Genomic DNA, 17,055 nt, shown 5'->3' on the forward strand with positions numbered 1-17,055 from the left:
CATATTCGTGACAAAGCTTTTTAAAAGTGATAGAATTAAAATAACTGGGGAAATCCCTGAATAAAATTAAGGAGATGTTTAGAACAATGACTTCAACTAAACAACACAAAAAAGTTATCCTTGTCGGAGATGGTGCTGTAGGTTCATCTTACGCTTTTGCACTTGTTAACCAAGGAATTGCACAAGAGCTTGGAATTATCGAAATTCCACAATTGCATGAAAAAGCTGTTGGTGACGCGCTTGACCTTAGTCACGCCCTTGCCTTCACTTCACCTAAAAAAATCTATGCAGCTCAATACTCTGACTGTGCAGACGCTGACCTTGTTGTAATCACTGCAGGTGCTCCTCAAAAACCAGGTGAAACTCGTCTTGACCTTGTAGGTAAAAACCTTGCTATCAACAAATCAATCGTAACTCAAGTTGTTGAATCAGGTTTCAAAGGTATCTTCCTTGTTGCTGCTAACCCAGTTGACGTTTTGACTTACTCAACTTGGAAATTCTCTGGTTTCCCTAAAGAACGCGTTATTGGTTCAGGTACTTCACTTGACTCAGCTCGTTTCCGTCAAGCACTTGCTGAAAAATTGGATGTAGATGCTCGTTCAGTTCACGCTTACATCATGGGTGAACACGGTGACTCTGAGTTCGCTGTTTGGTCACACGCAAACATCGCTGGTGTAAACCTTGAAGAATTCCTTAAAGACACTCAAAATGTTCAAGAAGCTGAATTGATTGAATTGTTCGAAGGTGTTCGTGATGCAGCCTACACAATTATCAACAAAAAAGGTGCAACATACTACGGTATCGCAGTAGCCCTTGCTCGTATCACTAAAGCAATCCTTGACGATGAAAACGCAGTACTTCCACTTTCAGTATTCCAAGAAGGTCAATACGGAGTTGAGAACGTCTTTATCGGTCAACCAGCTGTTGTTGGTGCACATGGTATCGTTCGTCCAGTAAATATCCCATTGAACGACGCAGAAACTCAAAAAATGCAAGCATCTGCTAAAGAATTGCAAGCTATCATTGACGAAGCATGGAAAAATCCAGAATTCCAAGCAGCTTCAAAAAACTAATTTAACTATAGACAACTCCTTGAATCATCAGGGAGTTGTTTTTTATCTGTATCTACACTCAATATCTTATTAGTTTGCTTGTAAAAAGCAATAATCCTCTTCATGCCATCATGTCGCGTGTAGGTCATAAAGACCCTAAGACTACCAATCAGATTTATACTCACATCACACAAAAAGTATGGAACACGCAACGATTTACTCTTTGGCTACAGTTGCATTAAATCACAAGTAGAAAACTTTTCCCATATACAAAAAAGCCCATCATACAGGCTAGAAAGCTTGATATGATAGGCTATTTTCTATTAATTAACGTACTGTGCGGATACGCATTGTATTTGTACGAACAGCTTCTCCAACTGGTACACCAGCAACAATAACGATATCGTCACCAGATTCTACAAGACCTGCTTCAACTGCTCTACGTTCAGCAATTTCGAACATATCGTCAGTTGATGATGGAGCATCTGTCAACATTGGGATAACACCCCAGTTCAACATCAATCCACGTTCTGTCAATTCGTCAAATGTCAACGCCAAGATGTCAGCATTTGGACGGTATTTAGAGATCAAACGTGCAGTGTGACCTGTCTTAGTAAGAGTTACAACCAATTTAATGTCCATTGAGTTAGTAGCATCTTTAACAGCTGAAGCCATTACTTCTGTCTTAGAGTTACGTTCGAATGAATCTGAGTTCAAACGTCCATATTCGTTAAGAAGAGTTTGAGCGTTCTTATCGATTGTAGCCATTGTAGTTACTGACTCAAGTGGGTATTTACCGTTTGCAGACTCACCTGAAAGCATTGTAGCGTCAGTTCCATCGATAACAGCGTTAAATACGTCTGATACTTCTGAACGAGTTGCACGTGGTTTTTCAGTCATTGTTTCAAGCATGTTTGTTGCAGTGATAACAACTTTACCTGCAGCATTGACTTTAGTGATGATCATTTTTTGGTAAACTGGAACCATTTCGAATGGTACTTCGATACCCATGTCACCACGAGCGATCATGATACCATCAGCAGCTTCGATAATTTCATCCAAGTTATCGATACCTTGTTGGTTTTCGATTTTAGCGAACAATTGAACATGTCCGTTTCCAGTCTCTTCACAGATTGCACGAACTTCGTTCACGTCTTTTGCAGTACGTACGAATGAAATAGCGATGAAGTTGATACCTTGTTCAAGACCAAAGCGGATATCGTCGTTATCGCGTTCAGCAAGAGCTGGGAAAGGAATTTTAGTGTTAGGAATGTTCACACCTTTTTGTTTAGCGATGATACCATCGTTTTCAACTTCAACTTCAAATTCACGAGTTGCGTCATCTTTAGCAACCACACGAAGACCAAGTTTACCATCGTCAACCAAAACTTGACGACCAACTTCAACATCATCATAGATATCAAGAGCACCAGCAACGTTCAATGCAATCACTTCACGAGTTGATTTGATTCCTTGTTTAGTTGCAACACGGATTTTCTCACCAGTTTTGTATGAATACTCTTTAGCTTCACCTTCGAACAATTCTGTACGGATTTCTGGTCCTTTTGTATCAAGAAGGAAACCAACTTTTTTACCTGCAAGTTTTTCAGCAAGTTTAACAGTTGCCATACGCTCACCTTGTTCTTGGTGGTCACCGTGTGAGAAGTTGAAACGGAATGTGTTAGCACCAGCTTCAATCAATTTAGCAATGTTTTTAGCTGAAGCTTCAACATCAAGTTTTTCACCCCAGTATCCGTCCTCACCGAATTTTTTACCACCACGGATTTCTACCGCAGGACCCAAAGTTGCAACGATTTTTACACGTTTGTTCATGATTTTTGTGACTCCTTTATATATATGACCTTTTTGGTCTTATTAACTAAATTGTAAATTATGACAAGCTCTTATTCAAGCTAGATAGCTCAATGTCGGCTTTGTGTGGGTTATTAACCACAATCTTACCTTCTGCAGTAAGGCTAAACAATGCTCCTTCTTCTGCAGTACCAAGAATTGGATTTTCAACCATTTTTTCGTTACGGATACCAACCGCAACACCACCGATGCCTTCTTTAAGAAGTTTAACAGCATGCGCACCCATACGTGACGCCAATACACGGTCACGCGCAGTTGGAGAACCACCACGTTGAATATGTCCAAGTTCTGTCACACGAAGGTCGCTTGTATCCCCAGCTTCTTTTAGTTTTTTACCAAATTCAGCTGCTGACATCACACCTTCTGCCAAGACGATGATATTGTGTTTTTTACCACACTCATAACCACATTTAATGCTTTCTACGATATCTTCAATCTTGAATCCTTCTTCAGGAATGATGATTTCATCAGCACCAGTTGCAATACCAGCCCAAAGAGCGATATCACCAGCGTTACGTCCCATAACTTCAATAACAAAAGTACGACGGTGACTTGATGACGTATCACGAATCTTATCGATAGCGTCCATAGCAGTTGTGACCGCTGTGTCAAAACCGATTGTGAAGTCAGTACCAACGATATCGTTATCGATTGTACCTGGAAGACCGATAGCTGGGAAGCCATGTTCAGTCAAACGCATAGCGCCGTGGTAAGATCCGTCACCACCGATAACAACTACACCTTCAATTCCGTGTTTTTTCAATTGCTCAATCCCTTTAAGTTGCCCTTCAAGTTGAGCGAACTCTGGGTAACGAGCTGAGTGAAGGAAAGTACCACCACGAGAAATGATGTCTCCTACTGAAGCTGCATCTAGGGGATGAATTTCACCGGCAACCATACCAGCATATCCGTCATAAATACCAAACACTTCCATTCCTTCTGAAATTGCTTGACGAACAACTGCACGGATAGCAGCGTTCATACCAGGGGCGTCTCCACCACTAGTCAAAACAGCAATACGTTTCATATTGGTTTATGCTCCTTTTTCTTTTAACATTCTTATTGATTATACCACATTTGATTTTAAAATTCTTCTATTTTCCGTATTTTTAGCGATAAATCGTTTTCATAACGATTTCATTCAACTTCGCTTCTAATTCATTGGATTTAGCTACAAAATGATGAGGGGAAACGATTGTTTTCTGTTCCTCTTCATACCTGACGATGACTGGGATTGGACCTTTAAATTGTTCTAAAATACGTGAAATTTCTTGATCCGATTCATGATTTTTTACCTGTATCCAAAAGCGTTCAGCAACTGCTTCTCTTATTTCTTGTGCAATCATTTGCAGACGGCCATCTCGTGACTGGATTTTTCCTTTTATATAGTAGAAGGCTCCCTCTTTTATTTCCTGCCCAACCTGACGATATAAGTCTGAAAAGAGGGTAACATCCAATTTTTTCTTACTATCATCTACCTGTAAGAAAGCCATGTTTTCGCCCTTTTTGGTACGAATTACTTTTATCTTCTGAACTTCAACCAAAATAATAGCGTAGCTATTTTCTGACAAATTCCCAATTGGGGTAATCCGGTAAATAGCTTTACTTGCAATAGTTTGTAGGGGATGTTTGCTGACACCTATCCCTAAAAGCTCTTGTTCCATATAGAATTTTTCTTGATCTGTCCAATCTTCCGATTCCTGCCAACTATAAATAGTATCTCCAAACAAACTTCCTAACTCTTTTACAAATTCAAATAGATTAACTAAATTATTGAATACTTTTTGACGATTTTTTTCAAATAAATCGAAAAGGCCAACTTTTACCAAAGGTTCTAGCAGAGGAAGTTTCAGATAATTCTCAGGTAATTTAGCTATAAAATCTTCAATGTTAGAATAGGGTCTGTTTTCAAGAATCCATAGAGCCAGATCATTGCTGACTCCCTTAATCGATTTCAAACCTAGATAGATGGCCTTGTTGGCAATTTTATCATGATAGGGAATGGTGTTGATGGACAGAGGCGCTACTTCAAAGCCTGCTTCTAAGGCATCTGTTAAGTAATCACTGTTGGCAGAATTCAACATAATCTGATAAAAGATGGCTGGATAATGCGTTTTGAAATAAGCCAACTGGAAAGCCAAGGCTGAGTATGCATAGGCATGTGACCTGTTAAAACCATAACCTGCAAACTTCTCCATGACATCAAAGACCTGCTCTGCCTTTTCCGCAGTATGTCCAGCTTCTAATGAACCTTGAATAAAGGAAGCCCTCATCTCATGCATGGCAGAGGCATCCTTTTTCCCCATAGCCCGACGCAAAATATCGGCTTTCCCAAGACTAAATCCAGCAAAACGCTGGGCAACCTGCATAACCTGCTCCTGATAGAGCATAATTCCGTATGTTGGAGCCAAAATATCCTCCAGTACTGGATCCAGAACAGTCACTTCTTCCTGCCCATGCTTTCTAGCTACAAAATTATTGATATAGTCACTAGCACCTGGTCTATTTAGGGAAGTAGTTGCTACGACATCTTCAAAACAGACTGGTTGCACACGTTTTAGCAAGCGAATGGCACCAGGTTGCTCAAATTGAAAGATACCTTTTGTATTACCAGAAGCAAATAAAGCCAGCGTTTCTTTGTCTTCCAAATCGATTTCTTCTATTTCCAGATGAATACCTTCTGATTCAGCAAGCAACTCTTGCATTTTCTGGACAAAGGTCAAATTTCTTAGTCCCAGAAAATCCATCTTTAAAAGCCCACTAGCTTCAACTCCATGAGCATCATACTGAGTCAGTGGAATTTCATCACCATGCTTTAGAGGAATGTAGTTGGTCAAATCTTGGTCACTGATTACAACACCAGCTGCATGGACAGAGGTTTGTCTTGGATATCCCTCAATCTTGCAGGCAATTTCAAAGGCTTTTTGGTATTCTAACTTACTATTGATTTGCTGACGAAACTGGAGGTTACCCTCATAAGCCGACTTGAGATTGTCACGAAAACTGATTTTCTTGGTAATTGCAGATAATTCATACTCTGGTACACCATAGCGTTTCAAAACATCTCGCAAGGCCTGCTTTGCTCCAAAGGTTGAAAAAGTAACGATTTGTGCAGCATGTTTACTACCATATTTATTGCCAACATATCTGATAAAATCTGGACGATAAATATCAGGAATATCGATATCAATATCAGGCATAGTATAGCGTTCACGATTGAGAAAGCGTTCAAAAATCAGATTTTTCTCTACTGGGTCAATCCCTGTGATATCTAAGGCATAGGAAACCAAGCTACCAACTGCAGAACCCCGTCCCATACCCATATAATAGCCATTCGAACGTCCAAAACGCAGCAAATCCCAGACAACCAAGAAATAATCGTCAAAGCCCATATCATGAATAACAGCCAATTCTTGGTCTAGACGGTCTTGATATTCTTTACCAGTTAACCCCTTCTGAGCAAGCCCCAATTCAGCACGTTCTCTCAATTCTTCCACTGCTGGTCTAGCTGGATTAAAACGAGGTAATTTTAAACTAGTATCCAAGTCATAATAAATACCTGAAATAAGCTTTTCTAAGTTTTCCAAGGCTTTAGGAAAACGTTCTTGGAATAATTTCTCTAAAGAACTTGCTGATATAAGGACATCTTGTCGTGAGCGCAAAGGAACTTCTCTGAGCGGTAGATTTTCTTTAATCGCTGTTAAAATTTGAAGAACTTCTCTATCCCTACTTTCAAAGGCATTGACCCGATAAAGTGGCAAAATAGGACGATAAAATTCGCTGGCCAGTGTTTCTGGGTAAACCCCTATATAGTAATCACAGCCTAGATTTAGTGATTCAAGCTCTTCAAAATAAGGCACAATTACCGCGATATCCTCCAGGTACTGGGACAGGACTGACCAAGTTTTCTCCCCCTGCATCTTGGCTGTTGATAGTTTCATCAACTGCTGATAGCCCACACTAGATAAAGCTAAAAAGCGCAGATTCACTTCCTTATCATCTACAAGCACATTCATTTCAAGCCCAAGCAAAGGATGAATGCCGTATTTTTTTGTAACCTCTAGAAAGTCGAAAGCCCCATAAAGATTGTCAATATCCATCATAGCCAGATGAGTGTATCCATAGTCTTTTGCTACTCTCACATACTTGTCGATTGAAATGACACTCTCCATAAAACTATAGACTGTTTTTGTATCTAGTTGTGCGATCAATTTACACTTCTCCTCTATCCTTCTCACTATATTATACCATTTTCAAAAAGAGAAAGACAAAAGCAATGACTCCTATCTCTATTTTATCCTTAAAGTAAAATTTTTTGAACGAAAAAAGCAAAAATACATTTAAAGAATCAAATGATCCGGTAATTTTTTTACTTTTTTATCCCAAGAAGTGAATATATCTTTTAAAATAGAAAGACACATCCAGTTAATCTATTTACTATTATAATTTGTTTTGAACTATAGAGTTGTGCCTGTTTTTCATATAAATAATATTCATTATTCTTTAATTAATTTCTTTCTCACTTAATAATTCCCTTTCTCCTATTTTTTTGATATAATAACCTTAATTATTATTTTACAAGGAGGTTTTATGCGCTTTAATCAATTCAGCTATTTATCACTTCCAAGAGATACTATTTTATATGAATTAAAAAAGTATGGATTTGATTTTCCATCTGAGTCAACAAATAAAAAGATGTTGGAGTCTTTTCTAAGTCGTTTCTTTTTCACTTATCAAGACACCAACTATCCACTTTCCATCCTAGCATCTGATAAAAAAACAGACCTGCTAACATTTTTTCAATCAGAAGATGAACTGACAGCAGATATTTTTTATACTGTTGCTTTTCAACTTTTAGGCTTTTCTTATTTGATTGACTTCGAAGACAGTGAATCTTTTCGTAAAGAGACTGGATTTCCTATTGTATACGGTGACTTGATTGAAAATCTCTATCAGTTACTCAATACTCGCACCAAAAAGGGAAATACTCTTATCGACCAACTTGTTAGTGATGGTCTTATTCCGGAGGATAATGACTACCACTACTTTAACGGCAAGAGTTTAGCAACTTTTTCCAGCCATGATGTTATTCGAGAAGTGGTCTACGTTGAGTCTCGTGTCGATACTGACCAAAAAGGTCTACCAGACTTAGTCAAGGTCAGCATTATTCGTCCACGTTACGAGGGGCAAATTCCTGCCATCATGACAGCAAGTCCTTATCATCAGGGAACAAATGACAAGGCTAGTGACAAGGCTCTCTACAAGATGGAGGGCGAGCTTGAGGTTAAACCTGCTTATAAGATTGAACTAGAGGAACCTCAACTCAATCTCGTCCACCCCCAAGGTCAAGCTGAGCTTGTGTCAGAAGCTGAGGAAAAGCTAACGCACATCAATGCTAGCTATACACTCAACGACTACTTCCTCCCACGAGGTTTTGCCAATCTCTATGTGTCAGGTGTTGGTACCAAAGACTCTACTGGTTTCATGACTAACGGAGACTATCAACAAATCGAAGCTTATAAAAATGTCATCGATTGGCTCAATGGCCGTTGTCGTGCCTTTACCGACCACACGCGCCAGCGTCAAGTCAAGGCTGACTGGTCAAACGGAAAAGTTGCCACAACTGGACTTTCCTATCTTGGAACCATGTCCAATGGTCTTGCGACTACAGGCGTCAATGGTTTAGAGGTTATCATTGCTGAGGCTGGCATTTCTTCATGGTACAACTACTATCGTGAAAACGGTCTGGTAACTAGTCCAGGCGGTTATCCAGGTGAGGACTTTGACTCCCTTGCTGAGTTAACCTATTCTCGTAATCTCTTGGCTGGCGACTATATCCGTGGCAATGAAGCTCACCAAGCTGACTTAGAAAAAGTAAAAGAACAACTGGATCGCAAGACTGGCGACTATAACCAGTTTTGGCATGATCGCAACTATCTACTCAATGCCCATAATGTAAAAGCAGAGGTTGTCTTTACCCACGGTTCACAGGATTGGAATGTCAAACCACTTCATGTTTACCAGATGTTCCATGCGCTTCCTGCTCATATAAATAAGCACCTCTTTTTCCATAATGGCGCACATGTTTACATGAACAACTGGCAGTCCATTGACTTCCGTGAGTCCATGAACGCCTTGTTGACAAAGAAATTACTGGGACAAGATACAGATTTCCAACTTCCTACTGTTATCTGGCAGGACAATACAGCCCCTCAGACTTGGTTATCACTTGATAACTTCGGTGGGCAAGAAAACTTTGAAACCTTCTCACTTGGTCAAGAAGAGAAAATCATTCAAAACCAGTACCCAGATAAGGATTTTGAGCGCTATGGTAAGACCTACCAAACCTTCAATACAGAACTCTATCAAGGAAAAGCCAATCAGATTACTATTGACCTTCCTGTGACTAAGGATCTTCACTTGAACGGTCGAGCTCAACTCAATCTTCGTATCAAATCCAGCACAAACAAGGGGCTTTTATCTGCTCAACTACTGGAACTTGGTCAAAAGAAATACCTACAACCTTATCCAGCTATTTTAAGTGCTAAAACCATTGATAATGGACGCTACCACATGTTGGAAAATCTCTGTGAATTACCAATTAGACCAGATACACAACGAGTCGTGACAAAAGGTTACCTCAATTTACAAAATAGAACTGATCTACTGTTAGTAGAGGATATCACTGCAGATGAATGGATGGATGTGCAATTTGAACTACAACCTACTATTTACAAGTTAAAAGAAGGAGATACTCTTCGTTTAGTCCTCTATACGACTGACTTTGAAATCACCATACGTGACAATACCGCTTACCAGCTGACTGTTGATCTTGAACAGTCTACACTTATCCTACCTCACTAAAAAAGGAGTTAAATTATTATGAATAAATCTGAACACCGACACCAACTCATACGCGCTCTTGTAACGAAAAATAAGATTCACACACAAGCTGAGTTACAATCTCTTCTTGCCGATAATGATATTCAAGTTACACAAGCGACACTTTCGAGAGATATTAAAAGTATGAACCTGTCAAAAGTACGAGAAGAAGATAACTCTTACTATGTGCTAAATACAGGTTCTATCTCAAAATGGGAAAAACGCCTCGAACTCTACATGGAAGACGCCCTTGTCTTGATGCGCCCAGTTCAACACCAAGTCCTACTAAAAACCCTTCCTGGACTGGCTCAATCATTTGGTTCTATCATTGATGCTTTGAGTTTCCCTGATGCTATCGCTACCCTCTGTGGTGATGATGTCTGTCTTGTCATCTGTGAAGATGCAGAAGCTGCTCAACATTGCTTTGAAGATCTGAAACGGTTCGCCCCACCATTTTTCTTTGGTGAATAAACAGAAACTGAACTCAAAAACTGCAGAACTCTCAAAATTTTAAACAGTAGTGAATTGATGTCAGCTAACAGCTAGCGAATACAATAGCTGATTCCTGCTGAAAAGTGAGCTATGCAGCTTAATAAAACAAAAAAAGAAATCTATCTCATACATGAGTACAAAAGCTCCCCTTATAGTTTCTAGTGAAAAACAAATATTCACTAGAAACTATAAGGGGAGTCTTCATATATCTAAAAGAAATTCTAAATCTGTTTCAGCTTGATATAGTGTTTGAATAAAATGTGAACAAATTTATTAGGGAATTCAAATCAATTTCATGCTTTAAAAGTCGTTTCGTACTATTTTAGATTCAATTAATTATACATCATAGATAATCCGCTTCAAAAATCTCTTCAAATCACGTCAGGTTTACATTTCCGTATAAGAGAGAAATTTATTGTTGCAATACTTTTCTTGGCTTAGTACCTTCAGCTGGACCAATGACACCTGCCATCTCAAGCTCTTCCATGAGACGGGTCGCACGGTTAAATCCAACTGATAAACGACGCTGAATCATAGATGCGCTGGCTTTCTGGGTTTCGATTACCAAAGCCTTGGCTTCTTCAAAGAGCGGATCACCACCAGATTCACCATCTGAAAATTCTCCTTCATTTTCAGAAACCTCACCTGGATCAAAACTCTCATCGTAGTCCGCATCAGCCTGATCCTTGATGAAGTTTACGATGCGTTCAACATCATCATCCGAGATAAAGGATCCTTGAAGACGAACTGGATGATTTTCATCAATCGGTTTAAAGAGCATGTCACCTCGGCCAAGCAGTTTTTCTGCTCCATTTTCATCCAAGATAGTACGGGAGTCTGTCCCTGATGAAACCGCAAATGCGACACGAGATGGGACATTGGCTTTGATTAGACCAGAGATGACATCAACCGATGGACGCTGGGTTGCAAGAATCATGTGGATACCTGCAGCACGTGCCTTCTGTCCAAGACGAATAATGGCATCTTCCACTTCCTTGCTGGCCACCATCATAAGGTCAGCCAGCTCATCAACAATCACGACAATGAGCGGTAGCGGAACCTGCTTGTACTCAGACTGGGCATTGAACTCTTCTACCTTGGCATTAAAACCTGCAATATTGCGAACTCCTACCTTGGCAAAGAGTTCATAACGATTTTCCATTTCATCCACAACCTTTTGCAGAGCCTTGCTGGCCTTGCGTGGATTGGTCACGACTGGAATCAAGAGGTGGGGAATATCATTGTAAACAGATAACTCAACCATCTTGGGATCAACCATCATAAACTTGACCTGGTCGGGTCTTGCTTTCATCAGAATGCTAGCGATAATGCCGTTAACTGCTACCGACTTCCCTGAACCCGTTGAACCTGCGACTAGCAAGTGGGGCATCTTGGAGAGGTCAAATGCTCTTGCGGTTCCATTAACAGCCTTCCCTAAAGGAATTTCCAAGAGATTTTCTGCTTTCGTTTGAGATTGTTCCCATAGTTCTCGGAAAGAAACTGTCGCAATCTCAGAGTTAGGTACTTCGATTCCCACTAAAGATTTCCCTGGGATAGGCGCTTCGATTCGGACATCCTTGGCTGCCAAGGCTAGAGCGAGGTCATCTGCTAGATTGGAAATGCGGTTGACCCTCACACCCACTGCAGGCTTGACTTCATACTTGGTCACCGATGGCCCAATTTCGGCCTGTTCAACCGTTACCTTGATACCAAAACTAGCAAAGGTTTCTTCAAGGATTTTGATATTTTCACGAACGATTTTCTTCTCTTTAGACTGGTCTTTGGGTTTATCAGGGGCAAAGAGTTGTAAGCTTGGAAGTTTGTATTCAAGAGCCTCCTTGGCTAAAAAATCGACCTGAACATCTTCGTCATCAGAGTTATCTCCCTGTTCAGGGAATTCAAGTTCAGCTTGAGGCAGGATGATTTCTGGTTCTACCCACTCTTCTTCTGGAACAGGTGGAACGTCAAGCACAACATCTTCTGTCAGAATTTCACCCGTTTCCATATCAACAGGAGGCATATCGAGTAAGGCTTTTTCGGTCTCTTCTTGTTCTAATCTAGCCTCTTCCTCAGCCTTTTGACGAGCTTTTTCTTCTTGTTTGACAAAGCGTTCCTCTTTTCGACGCTCATGACCTTCCCGCCATTTGGCAAAGCCTCTACTGAAAAATTCAGCAATATCGTAAACAGACCAAGGACTGATTAGCAGGGCTCCAGCTAAAATCAAGATAGAACCAATAAAGTAAGTACCGATATTTGAGAAGAGAAAGGCTGTTGGCACATAAAGTCCAACACCAATCAAGCCACCTCCAGCAAAACTGGTCGTTCGAAAACCAGCCAAATCAGTCACAACCTGAGCCATGGTTCCTTTTAGAACGGACTTGTCCAAGCCATATTTCCAAACCAAGTAGGCTTCAAAAATCAGGAGCAAGCCTGCAAATATGGTGAAAAAGCCAGATAAGAGTCCTTCCTGTTTTCGTATCCACTTGAAAAAGAAGAGATAGATTAAAAGGGCAAATATTGCCATATAGGCTAAGTTTCCCACCAACAAGCGAATTAAATTGTAAAGGGTTATACCTGCAGCCCCTAATTTGAAGGCTGCAAAAATCAATAAAATCGCGATTCCTAGCGAAATCAACATCCGTTGTATCGCTTCTTTTCTTTCGAGTTCTGCTTTAGACGGTCTCCGTCTTGTTTTACTTGTATTCTTGTTTGCCATTCTTCTATTATACCATATTTCACAGGCATTTCGGAAAGAGAAAAAGACTGCACCAAACGGTCCAATCTTTTTATTTTCTATCTAAGTTTTATGCTTGTGGTTTGCGTAGGTAACCATAAACTACACCACTTACAATTGCTCCAATCAAGACAAAGACTAGGTAAAGAAGGGCATTTGAAGTAAGAGCGATGACGAAGATTCCTCCGTGTGGCGCCATGAGTTTGATACCTGCAAGACCAACGAGTCCGCCTGCTACTGCAGAACCAAGGATAAAGCTTGGGATAGCACGAGCTGGGTCAGCGGCACCAAATGGAATCGCTCCCTCAGTAATAAATGACAAGCCCATGATGATGTTTGTCAAACCAGAGTTGCGTTCTTCCTTAGTAAATTTATCTTTAAAGAGAAGAGTTACGACAAAGATTGCAAGTGGTGGCACCATTCCTCCAGCCATAACTGCTGCCATAGCAACAGAACCACCTGAAGAAACAGTTGCTGCAAGCGTACCTGTACCAAAGACATAGGCAGCTTTGTTAACTGGTCCACCCATGTCAACAGCCATCATTCCACCAAGGACGATACCAAGAAGGACAGCTGAACCGCCTCCAAGACCGCCTAGGAAGTCATTCATAGCAGTGTTGATTGCTGCCATTGGGATGTTAACAGCTAGCATGACAAATCCAGTCAAGATTGTTCCAAGAAGTGGCAAGAGAAGGATTGATTTTGCACCTTCAAGTGAACGAGGAACTTTAACGTATTTCTTGATAGCAAGAACTAAAGCACCTGCGATAAATCCACCAACAAGGGCACCTAGGAAACCAGATGAGACACCTGCAAGAGTTGACGTTGCTTCACCACCTGCTGCATAAGGGATTTTACCAAAGGCAAACCCTTCCTTGGCAATAGCACCAGCCACGAAACCTGCTACCAAACCGGGCTTTTCAGCAATAGAGTAGGCAACATAACCCGCAAAAACTGGAAGCATCAAACCAAAGGCAGCGCCACCGATTTTCATGAACATCGAAGCTAGTTCATGGTAAGAACCAAGATTGCCAAGGTTTTCATTTGGAACACCCAAAGCACCGTCAATCAAGAAGGCAAGGGCAATCATGATACCACCACCAATAACAAATGGCAACATTTGAGATACACCACTCATCAAGTGTTTGTAGAAGGCACCACCAAGGCTTTGTTTTTCGTTAGAGGCTGTTGCAGCTTTTGCACCATTAGCTGCACGGTAGACTTCAGCATCTCCTGAAAGAGCCAAGTTAATTAACTCTTCTGTCTTACGGATACCGTCAGCAACTGGACGATTAATCAATGGTTTGCCATCGAAACGATCCATTTCAACCGCCTTGTCTGCAGCGATGATAACAGCTTTAGCCTTGCGGATGTCCTCAGCAGTTAGTTGGTTACCAACACCGCTAGCTCCGTTGGTTTCCACCTTAATTCCAACACCCATTTCAGCAGCCACTTTTTGAAGGGCTTCTTGAGCCATGTAAGTGTGGGCAATACCTGTTGTACAAGCTGTAACGGCTACGATAAAGTCCCCAGAGTCATTGGTAGGTGCTTGAACTGGCTCCTCAGCTTTTTCTGAAGCTTGGTTAAAAAGTTCGATAACTTGATCAGCTGATTGCGCTTGGCGAAGTTTGTCAGCAAAACCGTCTTTCATCAAGTATTGAGACAATTCTGCCAAGGCTGCTAAGTGAGTGTCATTAGCACCTTCTGGAGCTGCAATCATAAAGAAGAGGTCAGTTGCTTGTCCATCCAAGCTCTCGTAGTCAACACCCTTGTTTGACTTGGCAAAGAGAACTGTCGCTTCTTTTACAGCAGCGTTTTTGCTGTGAGGCATAGCAATTCCATCACCCAAACCAGTGGAAGTGAGAGCTTCACGCGCTAAAATTCCTTCTTTAAAGGTTTCAAAATCTGTCACATAACCGTGGTCTGTCAAACTTTTAATCATCTCTTCAATGACAGCAGTTTTTTCAGTTGCCTGCAAATCCAGCAACATGACATCTTTTCTCAATAGGTCTTGAATTTTCATCTTTTTTCTACCTCAACTTTTTCATATGTTTCTTTAATAAATTCCGCCGTTGCCAAGTCATCCGAGAAGGTAGTTGCTGTTCCACAAGCCACTCCCCATTTGAAGGCTTCTACTGCGTCTTTTGATTTGACAAATTCACCTGTGAATCCGGCAACCATAGAATCACCAGCTCCAACTGAATTTTTCACAGTTCCCTTAATAGGTTTGGCAAAGTAAGCTCCCTCAGATGTGACAAGAAGGGCACCGTCACCAGCCATAGAGATAATGACGTTTTGAGCACCTTTAGCCAGTAACTCACGAGCATAGTTCTCGATTTCATCTAAACTTTCGAGTTTCACTCCAAAGATAGCTCCAAGTTCGTGATTGTTTGGTTTGACAAGAAGTGGCTGGTAGTCCAAACTATCAATCAAGGTCTGTCCTTCAAAATCACAAACCACTTGCGCACCCGTCTGACGCGTCAAGGCAATCAAATCCTTGTAGATAACATTGCCTAGATTTTTAGAACTTGAACCTGCAAACACAACCGTATCTTCTGTTGTCAGACTAGATAAAATAGCTTTCAATTCTTCTAGCTGGGCTGGTTCGACATTTGGACCCGTTCCGTTGATTTCTGTTTCTTGGTCTGCTTTAATCTTGACATTGATGCGAGTATCTTCTGCTACTTGGACAAAACGTGTCTCGATTTCTTCCTCTGCCAGAGTATCTGTGATAAATTTACCAGTAAAACCACCGATAAATCCAGTTGCTGTATTGGGAACATCTAAGCGTTTCAAGACACGACTGACATTGATTCCTTTCCCACCAGCAAACTTATCATCACTATCCATTCGATTGACACTACCGACTTGGACTTGGTCCAAACGAACGATATAGTCAATGGATGGATTAAGTGTGACTGTATAAATCATACTTCTATTACCTCCGTTTTCTCCTTAATAACCTGCAAGAGCTCATGCCCTTGACTTGTAATAACAATAGCTCGTTTGAGTGGTGCTACCTTGGCAAAGCAAGTTTGTCCAATTTTAGACGAATCCACTAAGACGTAGGTCTGTTTGGCATTCTCTAAAATAGCACGCTTCACAGCCCCCTCCTCCATATCAGGAGTCGTATAATAGCCATCGTCCACACCATTCATCCCGATAAAGGCACGGTCAAAGTGCAATTGGTTAATCTGGTTAAGAGCAACTCCCCCGATGCTCGCATCTGTTGCCATCTTGACACTTCCTCCAACCATGACAGTTGGAATCTGCTTTTCAACCAACTGTGCGGCATGGTGAATCGAATTTGTCACAACAGTAATATTCTTATTAACCAATTCATGGATCAAAAAAGCAGTTGTTGTTCCAGCATCGATAAAGATGACATCTTGTTCCTTGATGAGAGAGGCTGCTTTCTGAGCCAGCAACTTCTTCTCCTGAAGGTTTTTGACAGATTTTTCTTGAATAGTTTCTTCTTCCTGCAAGGAGTGAGGCAATTCTGCTCCACCATGTACACGACGAAGCTTATTTTCTGCTTCTAACTCATCCAAGTCTCTTCGAACCGTTGATTCTGACGTTTCTAACAAACTAACTAATTTCTCTAGAGAAACTACATGATGTTGATTTAACTCCTCTAAAATAAGTTGCTTCCGCTCTGTTTTTAACACTGAATCACCTCCTGTTATCGTTTACACTATTCATTCTATCACACTTTCTTTTAAAGTCAAACATTTTTTATCATTTTCTTTCAAATTCTATCATTTTTCTCATTTCAAAAATTTTTAATTGCAAGATAAGAACCTTTATGGTAGACTATTTGAGTAAGTATTGGAAGATTACTCAAGAGGCTTAAGAGGCCGTGTTGGAAACGCGGTAGGCGTGTAACAGCGTGCGTGGGTTCGAATCCCATGTCTTCCGTTTATTTTAAAAAAGATACCCAAGAAATCGAGTCCACTGAAAAAATAGGTCTCTTACTTTTAATGAAATGAAAACCGGGGAATCTCTCGTTAATTTGAGCGAGTT

The 17,055-nt window shown here is 40.7% G+C and carries 10 protein-coding genes and 1 tRNA gene; 4 read left to right on the top strand and 7 right to left on the bottom strand.

Annotation, left to right across the window (positions count from 1 at the left end; all coding sequences use genetic code 11):
* The first annotated feature begins 86 nt into the window (after positions 1 to 86).
* Positions 87 to 1,073, top strand: a complete 987-nt coding sequence (locus N8L90_RS07465; RefSeq protein WP_000204726.1) for an L-lactate dehydrogenase — start codon at positions 87 to 89, stop codon at positions 1,071 to 1,073.
* Positions 1,074 to 1,379: 306 nt separating this feature from the next.
* On the opposite strand, the gene pyk is transcribed toward N8L90_RS07465, so the two are convergent.
* The 3 genes from pyk to N8L90_RS07480 all read right to left on the bottom strand — a co-directional run bounded on the left by pyk (position 1,380) and on the right by N8L90_RS07480 (position 7,135).
* Positions 1,380 to 2,885 (bottom strand): pyruvate kinase, encoded by a 1,506-nt coding sequence (gene pyk / locus N8L90_RS07470; RefSeq protein WP_261024868.1) that lies wholly within the window; start codon positions 2,883 to 2,885, stop codon positions 1,380 to 1,382.
* Between the two features lie 58 nt (positions 2,886 to 2,943).
* Positions 2,944 to 3,951, bottom strand: coding sequence for a 6-phosphofructokinase (gene pfkA / locus N8L90_RS07475; RefSeq protein ID WP_000820862.1), 1,008 nt, complete (start codon positions 3,949 to 3,951; stop codon positions 2,944 to 2,946).
* 82 nt (positions 3,952 to 4,033) lie between these two features.
* Positions 4,034 to 7,135: a DNA polymerase III subunit alpha gene (locus N8L90_RS07480; RefSeq protein WP_261024870.1), complete on the bottom strand. Its 3,102-nt coding sequence runs from the start codon at positions 7,133 to 7,135 to the stop codon at positions 4,034 to 4,036.
* A gap of 379 nt (positions 7,136 to 7,514) precedes the next feature.
* On the opposite strand from N8L90_RS07480, the gene N8L90_RS07485 reads away from it, so the two are divergent.
* Both N8L90_RS07485 and N8L90_RS07490 read left to right on the top strand, forming a co-directional pair.
* The gene (locus N8L90_RS07485; protein ID WP_261024871.1) at positions 7,515 to 9,788 is read left to right on the top strand and encodes a Xaa-Pro dipeptidyl-peptidase; all 2,274 of its coding nucleotides are present in this window, start codon (positions 7,515 to 7,517) and stop codon (positions 9,786 to 9,788) included.
* A gap of 18 nt (positions 9,789 to 9,806) precedes the next feature.
* Positions 9,807 to 10,277: an arginine repressor gene (locus N8L90_RS07490; protein WP_261024873.1), complete on the top strand. Its 471-nt coding sequence runs from the start codon at positions 9,807 to 9,809 to the stop codon at positions 10,275 to 10,277.
* A gap of 433 nt (positions 10,278 to 10,710) precedes the next feature.
* On the opposite strand, the gene N8L90_RS07495 is transcribed toward N8L90_RS07490, so the two are convergent.
* From N8L90_RS07495 to N8L90_RS07510, 4 genes are all read right to left on the bottom strand, one after another.
* The gene (locus N8L90_RS07495) at positions 10,711 to 13,014 is read right to left on the bottom strand and encodes a DNA translocase FtsK (protein WP_314725729.1); all 2,304 of its coding nucleotides are present in this window, start codon (positions 13,012 to 13,014) and stop codon (positions 10,711 to 10,713) included.
* 88 nt (positions 13,015 to 13,102) lie between these two features.
* Entirely contained in the window at positions 13,103 to 15,055 is a 1,953-nt protein-coding gene (locus tag N8L90_RS07500; protein ID WP_261024875.1) for a fructose-specific PTS transporter subunit EIIC, read from the bottom strand.
* Positions 15,052 to 15,963 (bottom strand): 1-phosphofructokinase, encoded by a 912-nt coding sequence (gene pfkB, locus N8L90_RS07505; RefSeq protein ID WP_261024878.1) that lies wholly within the window; start codon positions 15,961 to 15,963, stop codon positions 15,052 to 15,054. The genes N8L90_RS07500 and pfkB overlap by 4 nt, the downstream gene beginning before the upstream one ends.
* Positions 15,960 to 16,700, bottom strand: coding sequence for a DeoR/GlpR family DNA-binding transcription regulator (locus N8L90_RS07510; RefSeq protein WP_070842725.1), 741 nt, complete (start codon positions 16,698 to 16,700; stop codon positions 15,960 to 15,962). The genes pfkB and N8L90_RS07510 overlap by 4 nt, the downstream gene beginning before the upstream one ends.
* 162 nt (positions 16,701 to 16,862) lie before the next feature.
* Between N8L90_RS07510 and N8L90_RS07515 the strand changes: the two genes are divergently transcribed.
* Positions 16,863 to 16,950 (top strand) — tRNA-Ser (locus tag N8L90_RS07515).
* Positions 16,951 to 17,055: the final 105 nt, after the last annotated feature.

The sequence above is a fragment of the Streptococcus mitis genome (genome assembly GCF_946190115.1).
Taxonomy (GTDB): Bacteria; Bacillota; Bacilli; order Lactobacillales; family Streptococcaceae; genus Streptococcus; species Streptococcus mitis_CO.

Coding starts and splice junctions, on each gene's coding strand:
- N8L90_RS07500 (WP_261024875.1), bottom strand. CDS start 15,055: ATGAAAATTCAAGACCTATTGAGAAAAGATGTCATGTTGCTGGATTTG.
- N8L90_RS07465 (WP_000204726.1), top strand. CDS start 87: ATGACTTCAACTAAACAACACAAAAAAGTTATCCTTGTCGGAGATGGT.
- pyk (WP_261024868.1), bottom strand. CDS start 2,885: ATGAACAAACGTGTAAAAATCGTTGCAACTTTGGGTCCTGCGGTAGAA.
- pfkB (WP_261024878.1), bottom strand. CDS start 15,963: ATGATTTATACAGTCACACTTAATCCATCCATTGACTATATCGTTCGT.
- N8L90_RS07495 (WP_314725729.1), bottom strand. CDS start 13,014: ATGGCAAACAAGAATACAAGTAAAACAAGACGGAGACCGTCTAAAGCA.
- pfkA (WP_000820862.1), bottom strand. CDS start 3,951: ATGAAACGTATTGCTGTTTTGACTAGTGGTGGAGACGCCCCTGGTATG.
- N8L90_RS07490 (WP_261024873.1), top strand. CDS start 9,807: ATGAATAAATCTGAACACCGACACCAACTCATACGCGCTCTTGTAACG.
- N8L90_RS07485 (WP_261024871.1), top strand. CDS start 7,515: ATGCGCTTTAATCAATTCAGCTATTTATCACTTCCAAGAGATACTATT.